General features: G+C 53.1%; 21 protein-coding genes. 6 read left to right on the top strand and 15 right to left on the bottom strand.

Annotation, left to right across the window (positions count from 1 at the left end):
• Positions 1 to 4: 4 nt before the first annotated feature.
• The 8 genes from panB to dksA form a co-directional block, all read right to left on the bottom strand.
• The gene (panB, locus tag DFK18_RS02605; RefSeq protein WP_114416660.1) at positions 5 to 796 is read right to left on the bottom strand and encodes a 3-methyl-2-oxobutanoate hydroxymethyltransferase; all 792 of its coding nucleotides are present in this window, start codon (positions 794 to 796) and stop codon (positions 5 to 7) included.
• Positions 797 to 861: 65 nt separating this feature from the next.
• Positions 862 to 1,374, bottom strand: coding sequence for a 2-amino-4-hydroxy-6-hydroxymethyldihydropteridine diphosphokinase (gene folK / locus DFK18_RS02600; RefSeq protein ID WP_114416659.1), 513 nt, complete (start codon positions 1,372 to 1,374; stop codon positions 862 to 864).
• A gap of 13 nt (positions 1,375 to 1,387) precedes the next feature.
• A complete protein-coding gene (pcnB, locus tag DFK18_RS02595; protein WP_114416658.1) occupies positions 1,388 to 2,740 on the bottom strand; it encodes a polynucleotide adenylyltransferase PcnB in 1,353 nt (450 codons plus the stop codon).
• Positions 2,741 to 3,460: 720 nt separating this feature from the next.
• Entirely contained in the window at positions 3,461 to 4,909 is a 1,449-nt protein-coding gene (locus DFK18_RS02590; RefSeq protein WP_114416657.1) for a sigma-54-dependent transcriptional regulator, read from the bottom strand.
• Positions 4,887 to 7,841, bottom strand: coding sequence for an ATP-binding protein (locus tag DFK18_RS02585; RefSeq protein WP_218563888.1), 2,955 nt, complete (start codon positions 7,839 to 7,841; stop codon positions 4,887 to 4,889). The genes DFK18_RS02590 and DFK18_RS02585 overlap by 23 nt, the downstream gene beginning before the upstream one ends.
• 10 nt (positions 7,842 to 7,851) lie before the next feature.
• A complete protein-coding gene (locus DFK18_RS14535; protein WP_178006169.1) occupies positions 7,852 to 8,022 on the bottom strand; it encodes a hypothetical protein in 171 nt (56 codons plus the stop codon).
• Complete coding sequence (gene gluQRS, locus DFK18_RS02580; RefSeq protein ID WP_114416656.1) at positions 7,992 to 8,906, bottom strand: tRNA glutamyl-Q(34) synthetase GluQRS; 915 nt, start codon at positions 8,904 to 8,906, stop codon at positions 7,992 to 7,994. The genes DFK18_RS14535 and gluQRS overlap by 31 nt, the downstream gene beginning before the upstream one ends.
• Positions 8,907 to 9,344 (bottom strand): RNA polymerase-binding protein DksA, encoded by a 438-nt coding sequence (gene dksA, locus DFK18_RS02575; RefSeq protein WP_114416655.1) that lies wholly within the window; start codon positions 9,342 to 9,344, stop codon positions 8,907 to 8,909.
• Between the two features lie 177 nt (positions 9,345 to 9,521).
• On the opposite strand from dksA, the gene DFK18_RS02570 reads away from it, so the two are divergent.
• Positions 9,522 to 10,412, top strand: coding sequence for a ChaN family lipoprotein (locus DFK18_RS02570; protein ID WP_162299663.1), 891 nt, complete (start codon positions 9,522 to 9,524; stop codon positions 10,410 to 10,412).
• Here DFK18_RS02570 and DFK18_RS02565 read toward each other — a convergent pair.
• From DFK18_RS02565 to hemJ, 5 genes are read right to left on the bottom strand one after another with little or no spacing between them, the layout of a single operon-like run.
• Complete coding sequence (locus DFK18_RS02565; RefSeq protein WP_114416653.1) at positions 10,409 to 11,980, bottom strand: bifunctional aminoglycoside phosphotransferase/ATP-binding protein; 1,572 nt, start codon at positions 11,978 to 11,980, stop codon at positions 10,409 to 10,411. The two genes, DFK18_RS02570 and DFK18_RS02565, sit on opposite strands and share 4 nt — an antisense overlap.
• Complete coding sequence (gene hemL, locus DFK18_RS02560) at positions 11,980 to 13,275, bottom strand: glutamate-1-semialdehyde 2,1-aminomutase (RefSeq protein ID WP_114416652.1); 1,296 nt, start codon at positions 13,273 to 13,275, stop codon at positions 11,980 to 11,982. The genes DFK18_RS02565 and hemL overlap by 1 nt, the downstream gene beginning before the upstream one ends.
• Positions 13,250 to 13,948, bottom strand: coding sequence for a thiamine phosphate synthase (thiE, locus tag DFK18_RS02555; protein WP_114416651.1), 699 nt, complete (start codon positions 13,946 to 13,948; stop codon positions 13,250 to 13,252). The genes hemL and thiE overlap by 26 nt, the downstream gene beginning before the upstream one ends.
• A complete protein-coding gene (gene thiD, locus DFK18_RS02550; RefSeq protein ID WP_114416650.1) occupies positions 13,941 to 14,762 on the bottom strand; it encodes a bifunctional hydroxymethylpyrimidine kinase/phosphomethylpyrimidine kinase in 822 nt (273 codons plus the stop codon). Before thiD ends, thiE begins: the two co-directional genes overlap by 8 nt.
• A gap of 3 nt (positions 14,763 to 14,765) precedes the next feature.
• Positions 14,766 to 15,203 (bottom strand): protoporphyrinogen oxidase HemJ, encoded by a 438-nt coding sequence (gene hemJ / locus DFK18_RS02545; protein ID WP_114416649.1) that lies wholly within the window; start codon positions 15,201 to 15,203, stop codon positions 14,766 to 14,768.
• A 173-nt stretch (positions 15,204 to 15,376) separates the two neighbouring features.
• Between hemJ and argC the strand changes: the two genes are divergently transcribed.
• The 4 genes from argC to erpA all read left to right on the top strand — a co-directional run bounded on the left by argC (position 15,377) and on the right by erpA (position 18,214).
• Complete coding sequence (gene argC, locus DFK18_RS02540; protein ID WP_114417074.1) at positions 15,377 to 16,426, top strand: N-acetyl-gamma-glutamyl-phosphate reductase; 1,050 nt, start codon at positions 15,377 to 15,379, stop codon at positions 16,424 to 16,426.
• Positions 16,427 to 16,451: 25 nt separating this feature from the next.
• Positions 16,452 to 17,189, top strand: coding sequence for a DUF6776 family protein (locus DFK18_RS02535; RefSeq protein ID WP_114416648.1), 738 nt, complete (start codon positions 16,452 to 16,454; stop codon positions 17,187 to 17,189).
• On the top strand, positions 17,190 to 17,759 hold the full coding sequence (locus DFK18_RS02530; RefSeq protein WP_114416647.1) for a bactofilin family protein: 570 nt from the start codon (positions 17,190 to 17,192) through the stop codon (positions 17,757 to 17,759).
• A gap of 101 nt (positions 17,760 to 17,860) precedes the next feature.
• Positions 17,861 to 18,214 carry an iron-sulfur cluster insertion protein ErpA gene (gene erpA, locus DFK18_RS02525; protein WP_114416646.1) on the top strand — a complete coding sequence of 118 codons (354 nt, stop codon included), beginning with the start codon at positions 17,861 to 17,863 and terminating at the stop codon, positions 18,212 to 18,214.
• Here the strand turns inward: erpA and DFK18_RS02520 are convergent.
• Positions 18,207 to 19,325 (bottom strand): anhydro-N-acetylmuramic acid kinase, encoded by a 1,119-nt coding sequence (locus DFK18_RS02520; protein ID WP_245944317.1) that lies wholly within the window; start codon positions 19,323 to 19,325, stop codon positions 18,207 to 18,209. The genes erpA and DFK18_RS02520 overlap by 8 nt on opposite strands.
• 106 nt (positions 19,326 to 19,431) lie before the next feature.
• Between DFK18_RS02520 and tyrS the strand changes: the two genes are divergently transcribed.
• Complete coding sequence (gene tyrS / locus DFK18_RS02515; protein WP_114416644.1) at positions 19,432 to 20,631, top strand: tyrosine--tRNA ligase; 1,200 nt, start codon at positions 19,432 to 19,434, stop codon at positions 20,629 to 20,631.
• A 47-nt stretch (positions 20,632 to 20,678) separates the two neighbouring features.
• Here the strand turns inward: tyrS and DFK18_RS14545 are convergent.
• Positions 20,679 to 20,890: hypothetical protein (locus DFK18_RS14545; RefSeq protein ID WP_218563887.1), on the bottom strand; the 212-nt coding region annotated here is incomplete at its 5' end.

Genomic DNA, 20,890 nt, shown 5'->3' with positions numbered 1-20,890 from the left:
CTTCTCACTGAAAGCAGTGTTCCGGGGCAGGGAAGTCGTTGTTTTTGACTGCCTGGTGATAGGCTGCCAGCGCATCAGGGATAGATTGACTGTCCTGCATAAAGTTTTTTACGAATTTTGCTGTTTTACCCGGGGTAATACCGAGGAGGTCATGCAGCACCAGTACCTGGCCGTCAGTGTCGGGGCCGGCACCGATACCGATTACCGGACAATCAACAGCTTCGGTTACAGCGCGGCCGAGTTCAGTCGGCACACATTCCAGCAGGAGCAGGCTGGCACCCGCTGCTTCCAATTCCTGGGCGGATTTGATCAGAGCCTGGCCTGCTTCACCCCGGCCTTGCACCTTGTAGCCGCCGAGTTGGTTGACGGTCTGAGGTGTTAAACCCAAATGGGCACATACAGGGATGCCGCGTCGGGTTAAGTGACTGATTCCCTCGGCCAGCCAGGCATCGCCTTCGATCTTGACCAGATGGGCTCCAGCTCGCATCAGTCTGGCAGAATTCTCCAGCAAAATCGGCAGGCTGGCATCCGACATAAAGGGGAGGTCAGCCATGATCAGGCTACGGCTGTTGCCTGCTTTAACAGCCCGAGTATGGTAGACCATATCATCCAGTGTCACCGGTAGAGTGGAATCGTGACCCTGGAGAACCATGCCCAGGGAATCACCTACGAGCATCACCTCGATTCCGGCTTCATTGATTCGCTGGGAAAAGGCGGCATCGTAGCAGGTAACGACACTGAATTTTTCACCGGCAGCCTTGAGCTCTTTGAGCGTGTTCAGGGTCACAACTTTCATAGTGCTTCCATCATTTAATAGTTATAAGTGGAAAAAGGCGATTGTTACCCCTGGTAACCCAGATGTCAAAGGTTGGACAGAGGATCTGCTTCCTGGGGTAACAACTTGCGGATGGGGGCGATCTGGCGTAACTCTTTCAGTAACAGATCTATCCTGCCATGTTCGGGCAACTCCAGCTCGGAATCAAGTTCCAACAGGGGTTCTAGGACAAAAATCCGTAGGTGCATCTGCGGGTGGGGTACCTGAAGTCGAGGCAGGTTCAATTTTTCCTGGTCGTAGAGCAGGAGATCCAGATCCAGGGTTCTGGGGCCCCAGGTCTGGAGGCGAACTCTTTGATGGGCGGTTTCCAGGGCCTGAAGTTGATCCAGTAGCTCGAGTGGACTCAGCTGCGTCTCGATCAGGGCAGCGGCATTGATGAAATCCGGCTGGTCTTGGGGGCCCAGGGGAGGGCTGACCCAGAGGCTGGAGGTCTTTACACACTGGCTTAGGGGGAGCTGGTTCAACTCCTCAAGAGCCTGGAGTATTTGTTGTTCGGGTTGGGCCAGGTTGCTACCCAGCCCGATCCATGCGCGTGCCATAAAAAGTCATCCCTCAGGTGTTGGAGGGTTTCTTGCTGCGACTGCGACGCCGACGGGGTTTTTTGCCCTTGGGCTTGCCCAGTTTGCTAACCATTTCCTGGCGCGTGGCTTCATCGGCTTCCTGGAAATCGGTCCACCAGGCCGCGAGGCCCTGGGTATTTTCACCGGCTGCTTCGCGTAGTAGCAGGAAGTCGTAGCCCGCTCTGAAACGAGGTTCCTGGATTAGATGCCAGGCCTGTTTGCCATGGCGCTTGGGCAGTTTGAGTTGTAAATCCCAGATTTCCCGCATGGGGAATGCAAAACGCTTGGGAATAGTGATGTGCTGGCTTTGACGTTGCAGCAAGCGGTTTCCAGCTTGTTGCATGGCCGGAAAAGGAGGTGTGCCGCGTTTTTCCAGGTCTTCCCGAATCTGCAAAAGCCCGGGCCAGAGCAGCGCTGCGTAAAGGAATGCAGGGGTTACCGGGCGTTCGTCACCTATGCGTTTGTCGGTATTCTCGAGGGCTCGCTCAACCACCTGCAAAGAAGTAGGGTTGGTTTTAAAAGCCTCGTGACTGGCGGGAAAGAGCATTTCGAACAAATGAAATTCCCTGAGCCAGTGGAAGGTGGTCAAGGCTTGCCCCGAGAGGAAGAGTTTCAAAACTTCATCGAATAATCGCGCTGGAGCCACCTGTAGCAGAAGTTCAGCATGCTCACGAATAGGTGTTGCGGTGGTTTCTTCCAGTTCAAAGTCCAGCTTGGCCATAAAACGGATGGCCCGTAGCATGCGGACAGGATCTTCCCGGTAGCGGGTTTCTGGATCGCCGATTAATCGTAATTGACGATTTTCCAAATCCTTCAGGCCGCCAGCAAAATCATAGATGCTGAAGTCAGCGATATTGTAGTAGAGGGCATTGATGGTGAAGTCACGGCGCAGGGCATCTTCTTCAATGCTACCCCAGACATTGTCTCTTAGCAGCATGCCTTCATCAGACTGCTTGTGGTGTGCCGGATTTTCTGTTTTTGCTTGGCCGCGGAAGGTAGTGACCTCGATGATATCCCGGCCGAAGCGGACATGGACGATGCGAAAACGGCGGCCAATGATCCGAGAATTGCGAAAAAGGTGGCGGACTTCTTCCGGTGTGGCATTGGTGGCCACATCAAAGTCCTTGGGTTTTTTGCCCAGCAGCCGGTCACGGATACAGCCGCCGACCAAATAGGCTTCATAGCCGCTTTTATGCAGTCGATAGAGAACTTTAAGGGCCCCCTCATGAATTTCGCTACGCGAAATGGGATGGTCCGAGCGGGGAAGGATCTGCTGCTGTGGAGCTTCGGTTCCGGCTTTGCGGCTGAGCTTGTCGGAAATGAAACGGGTAAAACCTTTGAGCATGAGTGGATTTCTTCTATCAACAGGCAAAGCAGCAGTTTAACTGACCGCTGGATCGGGGCAAAGGCTGTAACCAATAAAATAAGGGGAAAGCCGTAGCTTTCCCCTTGTTTAGGTTCGATTGACTTGTGGGCATCCTTGCCCTTTTAGGGAGATAGTTCTAAATCGCCCTGAATACGCATCACAGTCATCAAGGTCGGCGCTTTTGTTTTTTTTGTGCCTGGCTTGCGACCATCTCGTATTCAAAACAATATAGCCTCAGCTTGGGCTTTTTCTCAGGGTGGTTATTGTTTTTGTTCACCCTGGGGATGTCTCTTGCCATTGTTTTTGTTTTTCGGCTTGGACATCAGCTTTCGCTGAAGACCGGTGACCCTTGAAAATTATTGTTTTTGTTTTCTTTTAGCCGGCAGCTGCTGTTGTTTTTGTTGTCAGCGACCAGGGGTCGTTCACCTGACTTCCTGTTGTTTTTGTTTTAGGGAAGTCGGTTCGGTCAGGTACAGGGTTGTTTTTGTTTTAGCTGTAACTCTGACGCCGGTGTTCTTGTTATTCTTGCTATTTATTAATGCTTTTTACGTGCCAAAAATAAAAAAATCATTTTATTTCAAGTGCTTGAGATTTTTTTGGCCTTCTGAAGGCAAGTGAAAAGTAAAAGTGTTACCTGTTTTAAGCCTGAGGTGTGGAGAAACTGAGGTCATCGGTAACACCTTCAGTTTGGAAGCCGTGTTAACGGCTGCTGGCTGTTTTTCGACGAGGGATGCCCAGGCGTTGGCGTCTTTCCCAGAGGCACTTGCGCGAGATCCCCAGCTTTTTGGCCAGTTCGGTTTCGCTCATCTGGTCTTCATTTTCACGTACGAAGCGTACGAAGTAGTCCTCCAGAGAGAGGTCGTCTGCGGGCAGATGGGCCGGGTCATGATCGGCTTCGGCAAATTGACTGGTCGAACTGCTTTGGTCTGCAAAATGCTGGGCGGGAAAGCTGACCCGGGTGGGGGGGCTCTCCTTGTCAGGCTGGTGGCTAAGCTGTAAATCTTCTGCATGAAGCAGGTGATCATCGGACAGAATCACTGCTCTTTCCACACGATTTTCCAGTTCACGTACATTCCCCGGCCAGGAATAAGCCAATAAAGCCGTGCGCGCTGATTTTGAAAAACGGGCTTGAGGCTTGTTCAGCCGTTGGCAAGCCTGTTTTAGCAGTTGTTCAGCGAGCAAAAGAATGTCCTCGCCTCTTTCACTAAGTGAGGGTAATTCCAGTTCCACGACATTCAGGCGGTAGTAGAGATCCAGGCGGAACTTGCCCTGATCAACCAGGGTTTTGATGTCGCGGTGAGTCGCGGCCAAAAGGCGCACATCGACTTGGCGTGACTCCACGGAACCCAAACGCCGGATTTCACCTTCTTGAAGGACACGCAGCAAGCGGGCCTGGGCTTCCAGGGGTAGCTCGCCGATTTCATCCAGAAAGAGGCTGCCGCCATCGGCGGCTTCGATCAGACCATTGCGGCTGGCATTGGCACCGGTAAAGGCCCCTTTTTCATGGCCGAAGAGTTCTGACTCGATCAGGGTTTCGGGGATGGCCGCACAATTGACTGAGATGAGAGGAGCGGCCTTTCGGGGACTAAGCTGGTGCAGCGCCCGGGCAACCAACTCCTTACCGGTTCCGGATTCACCCAGAATCAGCACACGGCAATCGTAGGGTGCAACCTTCTCAATTTGCTGGAAGACGGCCTTCATGGGAGGACTTTCTCCCAGCATGCCGGCAACACTGCTGGCGGTTTCTTCCATTTCAGTGTCAACACCGGTAGCTGCCTGATCACTTTGAGTCGAGGTACTACGGCGATGCTGACTGAGGATATGGTTGACAGCTGTCAGCATTTCATCGTGATCAAAGGGTTTGGCAATATAATCCACCGCGCCCTGTTTCATGGCATCCACTGCCGAACGCAGACTGGCATAGCTGGTCATGATCAATACCGGAATCTCCTGGTTGATCAGTTCGGTACCGGCTTCACCGGGTAGACGCAGATCACTGATAATCAGGTCAAAGCTATTTGCGTCCAGTTCGTTTCTGGCTTCGGGAACTGTTCCTGCTTCGGTCACCTGAAAACCATTGCGTTCCAGCAGACGCCTTAAGGCAGAACGGATAATTCCTTCGTCTTCAACGATCAGAATATGACTCATGGTCGTCAGCTATCTCCTGGCTGGATAAAGGTGGCAAGGGAAAACGGCACTGGAAACAACTGCCGCTGTCCAGCAAAGGGCTGGGGCTGAATGCATGAACCTGCCCGGCATGTTCTTCGACAATACTATAAACCAATGCCAGACCCAAGCCAGTGCCTTCGCCTGCTGCCTTGGTGGTATAAAAAGGCTCAAACAGATGTTCCAGTTCTTTTTCGGGGATGCCGCTACCGTCATCATGCACTTCAATCACGACTTCCTGGCCGCGTTGGTAGGCAGTGCAGTGAATCTGTCCCTGATCCTGAGTGGCATCCCGGGCATTGGCAATGAGGTTAACGAAAACCTGGATTAGGCGCTGGGCATCACCCTGGACAACTAGCTGTTCGGGGCAGGCATTGGAGTAGTGGCGATTGCGTCCCCTGGGGCTTAGGGAGATGAGATGGATGGCTTCATCCAGGGCAGCCCTCAGGTCAACGGCTTCAAATTGACGGCTGCCTTTATGGCGACCGGCATGCGAGAAGCTGACCAGTGATTGCACGATTTGAGTGATACGCTGGGTCAGTTGCAGAATTTGCAGGCTGGTTTCGCGAACGGCCTCCGGCTCTTCGGCATCATATTTGAGATTCTGGGCCAGCGAGGAAATACCGGTCACCGGGTTACCGATTTCATGGGCAACCCCGGCAGCCAGGCGACCGATGGAAGCCAGGCGCTCGTTGTGGATTAACTCGTCTTCCAGGCGCTTGAAGTCGCTCTGGTCTTCAACCAGAAGCACGGTTCCCCCCATCAGGGCTGCAGGGTCATCCAGTTTGGCCTTATGCAGGGTTAACCACAGACGGGCCTCTTCCATCTGTAGAGGCTGGCGGTAAAGTTGCTGGCGCTCGTCTGCAAGAAAGTCATCCAGCAAGCGGTTCCAGGGGCTGGGCAGATGGCGGATACGGGAGCCGATGACCTCCTCGCCACTAATACCTGTCAGGTTTTCCATCGCCCGGTTCCACATGAGTACTTCCTGATCGCGTCCCAGAGTACAAATGCCCACGGGCAAATAAAGCAGAGTCTGGCGATGATGACGGCGCAGCTTATCCAGTTCACGGGCCATGCCGGTCAGGCGGCTGCGATAATCCTCGAGGTGGCGCTCAACGAAGTGGATATCATCGTCACTACCGGAATCATTGGCTTTCCAGGGAAGGTAGCGGTCGATCAGCTCCTGGGCAACCGCTGGACCCATCATGCCGGATAGATTGGCCTGTACCTGGTCACGCAGACGGCGCATGGCGTAGGGGCGGGTATCCTGCTCGTGCAGACCCAGCTCGGCCAGAGCACGTTTGATTTCCTGCTGGGCTGTGGCCTGCCCCAGAGGAATACTCAGGAAGCGGATAAAATCCGAGCAATTACGGGCCTTAAGCTGTAGACGCTTGGAATGCAGTAAAGAGTCCTGGGAGCAAGCCTTGGCACCAATCTTTTCTTCTTCACTGGCTTCGGTGGTCAGAGACAGGGAAATAAAGACCAGGATATTGAGGGTGATGGAAGTAAGGGCAACAACATACCAGTCATCGGTACCGCGGAGTGGAATGACACCGCCGAACCAGGTCAACTGGTGAACATCAAACATCAGGGGTAGCCCGAGACCGATAAACCAGGTGCCAAAACCGACCAGCAGCCCGGCCAGAAGCCCCTTGCGGTTGGCTGCAGGCCAGTAGAGCAAAGCCAGAATGCCGGGTAGGAATTGCAGCGTACCGATAAAAGCGGCCAGCCCCAGGCTGGCCAGATCGTGTTTGACACTGAGTACTAGGTAAACCAGGTAGGCAACAAAAATCAGGCTGGCAATGAGCAGGCGCCGCATCCACAACAGCCAGTAGTAGATATCAAAGCGGGCAGGTGGTTGATAGACAGCCAGGACCAGGTGGTTGAGAAGCATGGGTGCCAGGGCCAGTGTCATGACGATAATGGTGCCGCTGGCTGCCGCCAAGCCAGCAATAAAAGATAGCAGCGACCAGTAACCACCCAGGGCAAGGCTGGCGTACTCCACGGGTAGACTGCTTTCCAGGGCCTGATGCGCCCAGAAGATGATAGGGACGGGTAGGGCAAGCAGCAACAGAAACAGTGGAAGCATCCAGGTGGCCTGCATCAGGGCCGCTTCTGAAGGATTCTCGGTGAAAATGATATGAAAAATGTGCGGCATGGAAACTGCTGTAGCAAAAAAGAGCAGTAGCAGGGTGCGCCATTGATTGTCCTCCAGGGGCTGAACCGCTGCCGAGAGGGCATCGCCATTGATTTTCAACCAGCCTTCCAGGCCCTCAAAGCCCCCGAAAACAGTGAAGAGGGTGACGCCACCCAGAGCTAAAAAGGCCAGCAGCTTGACCAGGGATTCCAGCGCGATGGCGACCAGTAGGCTTTCATGCCTTTCACGCAGGGATATATGCCGGGCCCCAAAAAGGATGGCAAAAAGAGTGATCACCGCGCAGAAGACAAAGGCCAGATGGTAAGGCGAAGACTCATTGGTGAGAATATAGATGACATCACCGATGGCCTGGATCTGCAGAGCCAGCAAGGGCATGCTGCCAATTAAAAGGCCCAGGGTGACCAGCATGCCGACCCAGCGGCTGCGGTAGCGGAAGGCAAACAGATCCGGCAAGGAGGTCAGCTGATAAGTGCGGGTCAGACGCAGCAGGGGTAGGAGCAGAACCGGTGCAAGTACAAAAGCACCGGCAATCCCCAGGTAGTAGGTCAGATAGCCATAGCCATAACGATCAGCCAGCCCGAAAGAACCATAGAAGGCCCAGGCACTGGCATACATTCCCAGTGCCAGCACGTAGATCAAGGGGTGACGAACCCAGCGGCTGGGTAGCCAGCCCTTTTCAACGATCCAGGCACAGGCAAACAGGATCGACAGATAGCCAACCCCCATCAGTAAAACCTGGGTCAGGGTAAAACTCATCGTGGCTGTCCTAGATTTGTTCGAGGCGGCGTTTTTGTTCCAGCCAGCTGGTGGCTGCAATCAGGCCAGCCCAGATGATAAAGGGTTTGGGCCAGTCACTGCTGCCCCAGGGAACCAGAAACCAGGGAGAAAAAAGGTAGCCCAGAGAAACTAGGACCAGGACGAGGCGGTAGAAGTACATGGGGGTAGTGATTCCTCGTAGATGTGCGTCTTGCCGGGAATGGCTTCAGCTTGCCAGTGACGAACAGCCAGGTCCAGCAGTTCTTCACAGGGTAGCTGCCTGCATTCAGGCGGCACTGGCTGGTTCAGAGCCACAAGTGCCCGGTAGATGAGCTCACTGCTTTGACGGGTGTCCAGTGCAGGAGCCAGATTCTGTTTGGATAGTTTTTGGCCTTCAGCATTAACGATGACCGGCAGATGCGCATAATCAAAGTCGGCGGCATCCGGAGCCAGGTAACGCAACAGGTTCATCTGCCAGGGCGTGGAATCAAGAAGATCGATACCCCGAACCAGATGGGTAACATCAAATGCCAGATCATCCACGGTGACGGCCAATTGGTAGGCCCAAAGGCCGTCCTTGCGTTTGACAACCACATCACCGGCAGCCTGTAGAGGCCACTGCTGAAAACCCTGAATCCGGTCTGTCCAGGTAGCAGTCAGTTGTGGGTCAACTGCCAGACGCCAGGCTAGAGGTTGGTCGGGATGGCAGGGGCCCTGGCGGCAATAACCAGGGTAGATGCGACTGCCTTGAAGTTCCTTGCGGGTGCAGCTGCAAGGATAGACCTCTCCCTTTTGCTGGAGTTGGTCCAGAGCCTGGGCGTAGGCTTCAGAGCGTTGGCTCTGGTAGATGACGGGACCATCCCAGGTCAATCCCAGGGCTTCCAGAGTGCGCAGGATACGCTCAGACGCACCGGGTTCTTCCCGGGGCGGATCAAGATCCTCTATGCGCAGTAGCCAGCGTCCCTGGTGGTGGCGAGCATCCAGCCAGCTGGCCAGTGCCGTGACCAGCGAGCCGAAATGCAGGGGACCTGAAGGGGTAGGTGCAAAACGGCCCACATACACCATTTAGCTGCCGATCTGTTTTTCCTTGATTTCGGCCAGACTTTTGCAGTCCACACAAAGGGTGGCCGTGGGTCGGGCTTCCAGACGACGAATACCGATTTCTATGCCGCAGGCTTCACAAAAGCCGTAATCGTCCTCATCAATTTTTTCCAGGGTATCGTTGATCTTCTTGATCAGCTTGCGCTCACGATCCCGGGTGCGTAGCTCCAGGCTGAATTCTTCTTCCTGGGTGGCTCGGTCAGCTGGATCGGCAAAGTTGTTGGCTTCTTCCTTAAGGTGCTGAACGGTGCGATCCACCTCCTCCATCAGTTCCTGTTTCCAATTCAGCAGCAACTGGCGGAAATGTGCCAGCTGTGCCGGATTCATGTATTCTTCCCCTTCACTGGGCTGATAGGGAACAAAGTCCTGATTCTTTTCAGGTTGTTGATTGGTTTCTGGCATAACCGCGCCTCGCGACTGAATAAATCATCCTGTGTTCGGCAACCGCCGATCGAAAAGACTAGCTTATTTACTGGAAACGCCAGTAAATTGCAAGGTAAAGCTGCAGCACTTTAGGAGGGGATGGCATTGCAAGACTTGAAAATACACCCAAAATTAAAATTCAGGTTACTGATATTAGTGGTGTTTTTCTTAAGTGCTGACCTTTTGGCCGGTGGCAGAGGGCAAGCCTCCGAGGGTGAGAGCTGGTTAGCACAGGAGCGTCTGGAGCAGCCGCTGGTTGGTCAGCTTTGGGATGTTAGGCGTGGCCAATTGATGTCGATGCAGAGCCTGCTGGAGCAGCTACCTGCTGGAGCCTGGTTGCTAATAGGAGAGCAGCATGACCATCCCGATCATCAGCGTTTGGCTGCTGCCTGGTTAGAGATGCTGGCTACGCAGGAGCGGTTGGGCTATCTGGCGCTGGAAATGCTGTACCAGGATCAACAGCCTCTATTGGATGAGTTTAGCGGGCAAGCGTCGGTGACCGCAGAGGATCTTGATTGGCCAGATCCAGGCTGGCCCTGGGAAGATTATGGTCCCCTGGTTCAGCTGGGGCTGGGCAAAGCTGAAGGTGTTCTGGCCACGGATCTGACGACTGCTGAAAAAAGGCAGGTCTATCGGGAAGGTGCTTCACGCTCGGCACTGACGGTTGAGCAGGCACAGGCCTTGGATGAGTTGATTGATGAAGGCCACTGTGGTCAGCTGCCCCAGGAACAGCTACCCCGGATGCGTCAGGTGCAGTTGGCTCGCGACCAGGCGATGGCAGAGGTGCTGGCAGGAGCTGAAGCTTCTGCAGGGGTTCATATTTTTCTGGCAGGCAGTGTTCATGTGCGTGCCGACCTGGGAGTGCCCCGCTGGTTACCTGAGTCCTTGCCGCGGGTAAGTGTCGGTTTGCAGCAAGTGGGCGAGGCAGAGGAGCCACAAGCCTACCTGCCCTCTCAGAGCGTTGAGGGTATTCCGGCTTATGACTACCTCTTTTTTACCCCGGCCCTTCCAGCCAAGGATTACTGTGCCCGCTTCCGGCAGGACTAGTCGTCCAGGCGCAGGTGATCGCGGATCAGCTTGACCAGAGTCTGGCTAGCGGCTGGGGCATCCGTATCTACGGTAACAGCGCATCCCAGTTCATCTTCGCCCAGAGGCTCCTTGCTGGCGAGCTGTTTTTCCAGTACTTCAAGATCAGCCTCGGCAACCTTTTCACCGGATTGCTGGCGCTTGATCAGCCGCCTTCTCAGGGTTTCTTCATTAGCCTTTAAGGCAATGATCAGCGAAGGCAGGCCAAGGTTTTCAGCCACTTCGCGCAAACGATCCCGTTGGGCTCTTTTCAGGTTGGTCGCATCGAGAGTGACCGGATGACAGGAGCGTAATACCAGGTCAGCCAAATCGGTCAGTTTCTGATAGGTTTTTTCCGTGGCCTCGGGCGTGTAAATCCCCCCTTCAACCTGGGAGTGGCTGGAAGCCTCGGCATCCAGGTTGTAAAGGCGCTTGCGTTCAACGTCAGAGCGAATACGGATACCACCCAGATCGCGCACGACTCTTTCGGTCAGAGTGCTCTTGCCACTGCCTGAGACACCATAGGTGATCATCAGGTAGGGGGGATGAAAATCCGTGTAGCTTTCCGCCAGGTCGGTGTAGCTGCGGTACTGGCGTAAAACAGCGGCCTTTTCTTCATCATCCAGCCCGGGCTGACCCAAACGGAAAAGATTGATCTTGGCGCGTACCAGGGCACGATAGACCTTGTAGAAACAGAGCAACTCCAGGCCCTGGTAGTCACCGGTCTTTTCCAGATAGTGATTGAGGGTGATGTTGGCCAGCTTTTTCAGGCCACGGTCTTCCAGATCCATCAGCAGGAAGGCCAGGTCACTGATGACATCACACCAGCGGAATCCGGGGTTGAACTCGATACAGTCAAAAGCGACCACACGCCCCTGCCAGAGGGTGGCATTGCCCAGATGCAGGTCACCATGGCATTCGCGGACAAAGCCTTGGGCGCGTCGCTGTGCCAAGGTGTCCTGCAAGCGCTCATAGGTATCCACGGACCAGTCTTCCAGACGCTTAAGCTGTTGCAGGGCGGAATCATCATCCAGAAGTTCACGGATCTGGTCGAAGTTTTGCTGAGCAGGTGCCCAGATAGCCTCAGGTGTACCCAGGTCTTCCGGAGGTGTTTGTCCTTGCAGCTGCTGGTGAAAGTCGGCGATTTCGCCCGCAAGTTGAAGCAGATGCTCTTCTTTTAGTTCACCGCGTTGCTGCAGGGCATTGAGCAGTTGGGAGTCATCAAACTGGCGCATCTTCAGGGCATATTCGAAAGGCTCGCTGGCATCACCAATACGAGGCGCTTCGGGTGTTCCTGAAACGGGAAGCACATCCAGATAAAAGTCGGGCGCAAGGCGCTGGTTTAACTGCATTTCCAGTTCCAGAAACTGCTTGCGCTTGGCCAGGGTGGAGTAATCAAGAAAACCGAAGTCGACGGGTTTCTTGATTTTGTAGGCAAATTCCCCGGTCAGCACGACCCAGGAAATGTGGGTTTCCCGGACCTGAATGCTTTCGGTCGGATGTGGAAAGGCTGCTGCCGTTTTCAGAGTCTGGATAAGAGAGCTGCTCATTAATTCTTCCCTTGGCTGATTTTGGCGAAGGCTTTTTCGGCTGCTGCCAGGGTGGCATCGAGTTCATCCTGGCCATGGGCCGCAGAGATAAAGCTGGCTTCATAAGCGGAAGGTGCCAGATAGATGCCTTCGTCCAGCATGCTGTGGAAGAAGCTTTTGAAGTGCTCCAGATTACACTGGGTCGCTTCAGTAAAGTTAGTCACTGCCGGGGCATCAGTAAAGAAGAGCCCGAACATGCCGCCTGCCTGCTGGGTTAACAGGGGGATGCCGGCGGCACGAGCTCTCTCTTCCAGTCCCTGACACAGCTTTTCACCGTATTCCGTCAGCTGTTGGTGAAATCCTGGCTGGCGCAGTTTATTCAGCAGGGCAAGGCCTGCTGCCATGGCCAGAGGGTTGCCGGACAGGGTGCCTGCCTGGTAAACCGGGCCCTGGGGTGAAAGTTGCTGCATGACTTCTTCACGGCCGCCAAACGCACCGACGGGCAGGCCGCCACCAACAATTTTACCTAGCGTGGTGAGATCCGGTTTGATTTTGTAGGCCTCCTGAACACCGCCCAGGGCGACACGAAAGCCTGACATCACCTCATCAAAAATCAGCAGGGCACCAGAGGCATCACAGACCTCTCTCAGGGTTTCCAGAAAGCCGGGCTGGGGGGGAATACAGTTCATGTTGCCAGCAACGGGTTCAACAATGATGCAAGCGACCTGGTCACCCATTTCCTGAAAGAATTTTTTAACGCCATCGCTGTCGTTATAGGTCAGGGTCAGGGTGTGTTTGGCAAAATCTTCGGGCACACCCGGGGAGGTAGGGACACCAAAGGTCAGCGCTCCGGAGCCAGCCTTGACTAGCAGAGAGTCGCTATGGCCATGGTAACAGCCTTCAAATTTTACGATCTTGTCGCGGCCGGTGTAGCCACGAGCCAGGCGAATGGCACTCATGGTGGCTTCGGTGCCGGAGTTGACCATGCGCAGTCTTTCCATGGAGGGGACTAGCTCACAGACCAGTTCGGCCATTTCGGTTTCCAGTCCTGTGGGGGCGCCGTAGGAGAGGCCCAGATCCAGGCGGGAACGCACGGCATTGAGAATATCAGGGTCAGCATGACCGGTAATCATGGGGCCCCAGGAGCCAACATAGTCGAGATAACGACGGTCGTCTTCATCGACCATGTAAGCCCCCTCTGCTTTTTTAATAAACAGGGGGGTGCCACCGACACTCTTGAAAGCTCGTACGGGTGAGTTGACGCCGCCGGCAATGGATTTCTGGGCGCGTTCATAGAGTTCTGCAGAGCGAGTCATAATTAACCTCAGTCGATGGTGTTAAGTCAAAAGTGGATTCAGTTGTCAGTGCTTGGTTATAGCGTTTAACCGCAGTTTCCGGGTCGGCTTGGGCAAAGACTCCGGCCACCGCAGCAATAAGATGGGCACCGGCCTGCTGGGCCTGGACGGCTCTTTCCGGTGTATCTAGCCCACCGATGGCCACTAGCGGCAGACCAAATACTGCTGCCTTGGCAAAAATATCCATAGAGGTGGCTGGCGCTGAAGGTTTGGTTTGGGATCCAAAGCAGCGTCCAAACGCGAGATAGTCCGCACCCTCATGGTAAGCTTCTTCTGCCAGCTTGAGACTGGCGTGGCAGGTGCGCCCGAGGATGACATTTTTACCCAGGTAAGCACGGGCCTCATCAATCCGCCCGTCTGTCTGCCCTAAATGGACGCCATCAGCCTGGCAGGCTTTGGCGAGAAGAACATCGTCATTGATGATTAGAGGAACGGAGAAATCTCGGCATAGCGCTGCCAGCTCCCTGGCCTGACGTAGTGCCTTGCTGGCATCCGCAATTTTGTCCCTGTACTGGATGCAGACTGCACCACCTCTTAAGGCCCCCTCCACACCAGCTAAAAGCTGGGTATCATCTGGTAGCAGATGAGTGTCAGTGATCGCATAGACGCCAGGGGTTGTAATAAGGTTAGACATCCTCTTCCTCTCTTATTCTCAATGGCAGGTGAGGGCCATCACTCAATTGCAGGCCTTGTTTCAGGCTTTCCCAAGTAAAATCCTGAGCTAGATTAGAGGCGGTTTCCAGGGCTTCACCGCGGGCAAGAAGGGCTGCCAGTGCCGATGCCAGGGTGCAGCCAGAGCCGTGGTATTCATGGGGTAGTCGTGGCCAGCGGCTGGTAATGGGTGGCCTGCCTGCCTGGATAAATAGCTGATTACGCACGGCCTTGGAGGCAGCGTGAGTGCCGGTGACGAGAACGGCTTTAGCACCGGATTGCAGCAGTCGCCAAGCTTTTTCTTCAATAGACTGGTGGCCAGGGACCAATTGTTCTAGCTCAGGCAAGTTAGGTGTTATCAGGCTGGCTTTGGGGAGGAGCTCTTCACGCAGGTGTTCGAGTTGCTGCTGGCCAGTCAGGTCACTGCCGGAGGTGCTGGTGATAACCGGATCCAGTACGAAAGGCAGGCGAGGATTGCGCGCGAGCCAAGCTGCCAACGCTTCCTGAATCGCCAGGCTGCCTGTCATGCCCAGCTTGACGGCTGCAGGCGGCAGGTCACTCGTAAGAACTTCAAGCTGCTCGTAAAAGGCATCGGCATTTTGAGGGTCGATACGGGTAACAGCCTGGGAATTCTGGCTGGTCAGTGCCGTAACCAGGGTTATTGGCCAGGTTTTAAAAGCAAACAGTGTTTGCGCATCAGCGAGAATCCCTGCACCACTGGATGGGTCGTGGCCGCCAACGGCGAGAACGCAGGGATACTGCTTTTGAAAATGCTGATTAATACCGGGTTCAAGCATGGATCACCAGGGTTTGAATACAGCCAGAAGGACTATAAATATCAGCAAAAAAACCGGAAGCTCATTAAACACCCGGTACCAGGTTTGCGACTTTTGATTGCGGTCTTCTGCAAAGGCTTTGAGGAGGCGGCCGCACCAGAAGTGATAGCCTAAGAGCAGGATCACCAAGAGCAGCTTGATATGCAGCCAGCCTTGCTGAAAATAGCCGTTCCAGTTAAGACTCAACAAACCGAAGCCCAATAGCAGTACGGCCAACATGGAAGGCATCATAATGCCGCGATAGAGCTTTCTTTCCATGATCTTGAAGCGCTCACTGCCCCGAGTGTCACCCTCGCTCAGTGCCTGGGTATGATATACATAGAGTCGTGGCAAATAGAAAAGTGCAGCGAACCAAGTTACTACTGCCATTAAATGGAAGGCTTTCAGTCCTAGGTAACTCATAGCTAATCCAGATTGAAATTAAGGCGATTAGCATACCTTAACTGGCCCATGATAAGTAAGCAGTAGCAAAGCGTTACTTGTGGCGAATCAAAAAGCTGGCATACTTGTGGCTTGTTTTTGTGTATGATTTGGCACAAAAATTTGATAGTCACAGAGTTAGCTGGGAGGTACAGGTGGTTGATATAGGCATAGTGGGCGGAACCGGCTACACAGGCGTGGAGCTGCTGCGGCTTTTGGTCATGCATCCTGATGCTCAGGTGAAAGTGATTACCTCACGTTCAGATGCAGGTACACCTGTTGCCGATATGTTTCCCAGCCTTAGAGATCATTACCAGGGCCTTTGTTTTAGCGAACCCGAAGTCGATACTCTAGCTTCCTGTGATCTAGTCTTCTTTGCTACGCCTCATGGTGTTGCCCATGCATTGGCTGCAGACCTGCTGGAGGCCGGTACCCGTGTCGTTGATCTGTCCGCAGATTTTCGCCTTCAGGATGCAGATGAATGGGCGCGTTGGTATGGCCAGCCTCATGGTGCTCCCCAGCTTCTTCCTGAAGCTGTTTACGGTTTGCCTGAAGTGGCTCGTGACAAGATTCGTTCATCACGTCTGGTTGCTGTACCTGGCTGTTATCCGACAGCGGTGCAATTGGGGCTGATTCCCCTGCTGGAAAAGTCACTGATCCAAACTTCAGGTATAATCGCCGATTGCAAGTCAGGTGTTTCCGGTGCAGGCCGGGGCGCTAAAGTGGGGTCTTTGTATTGTGAGTCTTCAGAAAGCATGAAGGCTTACTCTGTGGGTAAACATCGTCACCATCCGGAAATTACTCAGGGTCTGACTCAGGCTGCCCAACAGCAGGTGGGTATCACTTTTGTGCCTCATTTGACTCCCATGATTCGTGGTATTCATGCCACGCTTTATGTGCGCCTGAAGCCTGAACATCAACAAATGAGTGATGCCGAACTGCAGCAGCTTTTTGAGCAGCGTTATGCCAAGGAGCCTTGTGTTGATGTAATGCCCTGGGAATCCTGCCCGGAAACCCGCAGCGTGAAAGGTGCGAATGTGTGTCGTTTGGCACTCCATCGTCCGGAAGGGAGCGATCTGCTCATCGTTTTGGCTGTGATTGACAATCTGGTGAAGGGTGCCAGTGGTCAAGCAATACAAAATATGAACATTATGTTGGGTTTGGATGAATCAAGTGGCTTAAAGTTTGCTGGCTTGCTGCCGTGAACCCTTAGGTAATGGATACTGAGAAATGAACACAGGACAAGAAGAACGTCTGGAAATTGTAGCTTATAACCCGGTTCGACGGTTGATTGCTCGGGTTGTTGTCATTGCCTTGATGTTGGCTCTGGCATTTGGGGGCTATTATTACGGCCGCTGGAGTGTGTTGAGTGAGCGCGGAACAGCGATTATTGAGCGGGATGAATTGAAGGATTTGGCACGTGAACAGGAAGAAGAGTTGGCTGAGTTGCGCCGGCGAGTACTGGTTACGGAAAGCAGTAATGCGGTGGATCGTCGTGCCTATGAAGAGGTTCAGCAAACCGTTCTCAATTTAAACGCCCGTATCGCCCAATTAGAAAATGAATTGCATTTCTATCAGCGGGTTATGGCCCCAGAAAAGGTAGACCAAGGGCTGCGTATTGACAGCTTTGACCTGGAACCAATTAACGACTCAGGCGCTTACAATTATCAACTGGTGATCACCCAGGTAACCGATAACAATACCTTTATTGAAGGTCGCGCTCTGGTAAGTATCATTGGTAAGCGAGGTAGAACGCAGAATGTTACCTTGCCGCTCAAGGATGTTTCTTCTGATGTGGATGACTTGAGTATCCGCTTTAGATTCCGTTTCTTCCAGAATGTTGCCGGACAGCTGGAGCTGCCAGAAGATTTCGAACCTGAAAAAGTACAAGTGATACTGCAATCAACCGGAAGAAAAGCAATGCGTATTGAACAAGAATTTGACTGGTCCACCCAGGAGGCTCTCTAAATGTTTGGTAAAAATGCACCTCCAAGCAACCATTTTGACACCTTGGTTTCCAGCAAGGCTGAAATTGTTGGTGACATCCATTTTTCTGGTGGGCTGCACATTGATGGTAAGGTGTTTGGTAATATTATTGCCGAAGATGATTCCAAGGCAGTCCTGCGCATCAGTGACAAGGGTGTCGTTGAAGGCGAGGTATCCGTTCCCCATGTTATCGTCAATGGTGGCGTGGTTGGAGATGTTCACTCTTGCGAACACATTGAGTTGGCTGCCAAGGCCATGGTTAAGGGTAACATCTTCTATAACACCATCGAGATGGTGATGGGCGCTCAGGTGGATGGCCGCATGGCACATCGTTACAAGAGTCAAAAAGGCAACGAGAAGCCTAAAATGCCCAAACAGGTGACCCGTGAAAAGCCTAAGTCGACCCTGACTCCTGGAGCAAAGGCGGAAGCCGCCGAGAAAACCCAGCCCCCAGTAAGCGATAAGAAACCGGCTGCTGCAGCAAGCAGCTCAACTCCTCCCTCCCCAGCGTCTTCTTCAGCTCCTGCAGGAAAAAGCACAACTGACAAGTAGGCTATACTTATAAAAGGCCACCCCTGATGGTGGCCTGCCTATACTTGACTAGAATGCTTGGTTAAGTCAGACTGATCAACCCTATTTATGGAGTTGCTTTTATGACTTCTGCAGTTAGTTTTGTACCTCAGGCTTTGCTGGTCACTCCGGCCGCAGTTGCCAAGGTGAAATCCCTGGTGGCTGAAGAGGCTAATCCAGATTTGGTGCTCAGGGTTTATGTGACCGGCGGGGGCTGTTCGGGCTTTCAATACGGTTTTGATTTTGCCGATACCCTGCAGGACGATGATACCGTTATAGAGCAGGAGGGTGCGCGCTTCGTACTCGATGCTCTAAGCTACCCCTATCTGGTGGGCTCCACTCTGGATTATCAGGAAGGCCTTGAGGGTGCACGCTTTACTCTTACCAACCCCAATGCCAGCACTACCTGTGGCTGCGGTTCTTCTTTTTCTATCTAGCGGGATAGTAGCCTCCCAGGCGTCTTTTCCCGCTGGCTCCAGTCACCTCTGGTAGATTGCCTGCTCCACCGTTCATGAATTCCTTTGCTAGCCAAGCAAATGCCAAGGCTTCAATATCCTGCGGATGGACACCTTTCGCACTGGAAGCCTGGCAAGATCTGGGGGCAAGTTGCTCTGCTAGTCTTTGCATCAGATAGTTGTTGCTGCAACCACCACCGCCAACAAAGATCTCTGCCCTTTGTTCGGGGTCGAGTTTTTCGATTGCCTGTACAAGACTTCGGGTCGTTAGTTCGACCAGAGTGGCTTGGATACAGCCAGGTTCGAGTGATCCTTGGTGCTGGCTGGTTAAGTGTCCATCCAGCCAGTCCAGATTAAATTTCTCTCTTCCAGTACTCTTGGGCGGCAGGCGAGCGAAGTATTCATCCTGGAGAAGCTGCTGGAGAAGCTGCTCATCCGGTTGGTGCTGGCTGGCCCAGTTGCCCCCTGGATCAAAGTTCTGTCCGAGATGGCGTTGAGTCCAGGCATCAAGCAAAAGATTGGCGGGGCCAGTATCAAATCCCAGGCAGGGGCTCTGAGGATCAGCCGGTAGCCAAGTTAGGTTGGCAATGCCGCCCAGGTTGATAAAACAGCTGTCCTGACCAGGCATTGAAAAGAAGGCTTGATGAAAAGCTGGTGCGAGAGGGGCTCCCTGTCCCCCAGCAGCCAGATCGCGACGGCGGAAGTCACAAATGATTGTTTGTCCGGTTAGTTCGGCGAGAAGGGAGGGGTCAAGAAGTTGCAGGCTGTAGCCGGATTCCGGACGGTGTTCGAGGGTTTGGCCATGGCAACCCAGGGCACTAACTTGGACAGCGGGCAGTTGTTCACTTAATAGTGACCAGCAGTCCGCATAGCAGTGAGTTAATTCCTTCTCTGCTCGGGCGAGGTCAGCAAAGCTTACTTGATCGGCATGAGCTAGATGTAAAAGAAGATTTCGCAAGTCTTCTGAGAATGGGCGGCTAGCCTTGGCAATTAGTTCAAGATGCTGGTTGTGACCGAATTGAGCCAGAACACCATCAACGCCATCCAGGCTGGTGCCTGACATCATGCCACCGAAGATACTGCTATTAGCCATTGTCTGCCCAGTTCTCATTCATATTAAAGGTAATGTTATACTTTGCCACATTAATTCGGGGCACTCTAGCGGCCTCTTTTTTATCAGGAATAACGAAGGAAAGATGATGAGCAAAACTCAAGAGGCGCTTGAGCTGATTAAACGTGGTACCCATGAGATTCTGGTTGAAGATGAGTTGGTCGCTAAGTTGGAAAGCGGCAAGCCCCTACGCATTAAGGCAGGTTTTGACCCCACGGCCCCCGATCTTCACTTAGGCCACACAGTACTGATTAACAAGCTGCGTCAATTTCAGGATCTGGGTCATCAGGTTCTTTTTCTGATTGGTGATTTTACTGGCCGCATAGGTGATCCCACGGGTAAGAATGTGACCCGCAAGCCTTTGACCGAGGCTGAAGTTAAAGCCAATGCTGAAACCTACAAGGAACAGGTTTTCAAAATACTGGACCCTGAAAAAACAGAAGTCATGTTCAACTCCCATTGGATGGGTGAAATGAATGCTGCAGGCTTAATCGAACTGGCCGCCCAATCCACTGTGGCGCGTATGCTGGAAAGGGATGACTTTGAAAAGCGTTACAAGGGCAATCAGCCAATCGCCATTCATGAGTTTCTCTATCCGCTGATTCAGGGGTACGACTCGGTAGCTATGAAAGCCGATGTCGAGCTAGGCGGTACCGATCAGAAGTTCAATCTGCTCATGGGACGCGAAATCCAGAAAAGTAAAGATCTGGAGCCTCAGGTAGTTATCACCATGCCATTGCTGGAAGGGCTGGATGGTGTGCAGAAAATGTCCAAGTCTCTGGGTAATTATGTGGGTATCGATGAGGCGCCGGGCGTGATGTTTAATAAGCTAGTGTCTATGCCTGATAGCCTCATGTGGCGTTATTTTGAGCTTCTGTCCTTCAAGAGTCTGGACGAAATTGAACAGCTGAAGAAAGATGTAGAGCAAGGTGCGAACCCTAGAGATATTAAGATGCTGCTGGCCAGAGAGTTGGTAGCCCGCTTTCATAATGAAGAGGCTGCAGCTACAGCGCACAAATCAGCGGGTAATCGGCTGGCTGAGGGTGAGCTGCCTGAAGATCTGCCAGAGGTGGAGCTGGATCTTGAAGATGAAGCGGACCTTCCTATTATTGCAGTGATCAATCGGGCTGGTCTGACACAGAACTCTGCGCAGGCCAAGGATGCGGTTAAGCGCGGTGCAGTTAAAGTTGATCAGAAGGTCGTGGCTGGTGATTGCCGGCTAGAAAAGGGTAGTGAACAGGTTATCCAGGTAGGCAAGAAAAAGTACGCTCGCGTGCATCTGAAATGATCTTGTAATTTTTTTCCACCAACCCCTTGCATCTGAAAAATTAGTGCCTATAATACGCCTCTCTTGTCGGGGAGGCAGCGGTTTCGACCGGTGTTGAGGAGCTGGCAAGAGGTCTGCAAGAAGTTGTTTTTTGGAAGTTTTTTTAAAGATCCTCGAAAAATAAAGCTTGACAGATGCGGCGAAGCTGATAGAATGCTCGCCTCTTGATTCGAAGGACACTTTGGATCGACGCTCTTTAAGAATGAAGCATCAGGTACAT

The organism is Marinospirillum perlucidum (assembly GCF_003336805.1).
GTDB lineage: Bacteria > Pseudomonadota > Gammaproteobacteria > Pseudomonadales > Halomonadaceae > Marinospirillum > Marinospirillum perlucidum.
Note: the sequence above shows the minus strand (reverse complement) of the source record. Positions and strands in the feature narration are given on the sequence as shown.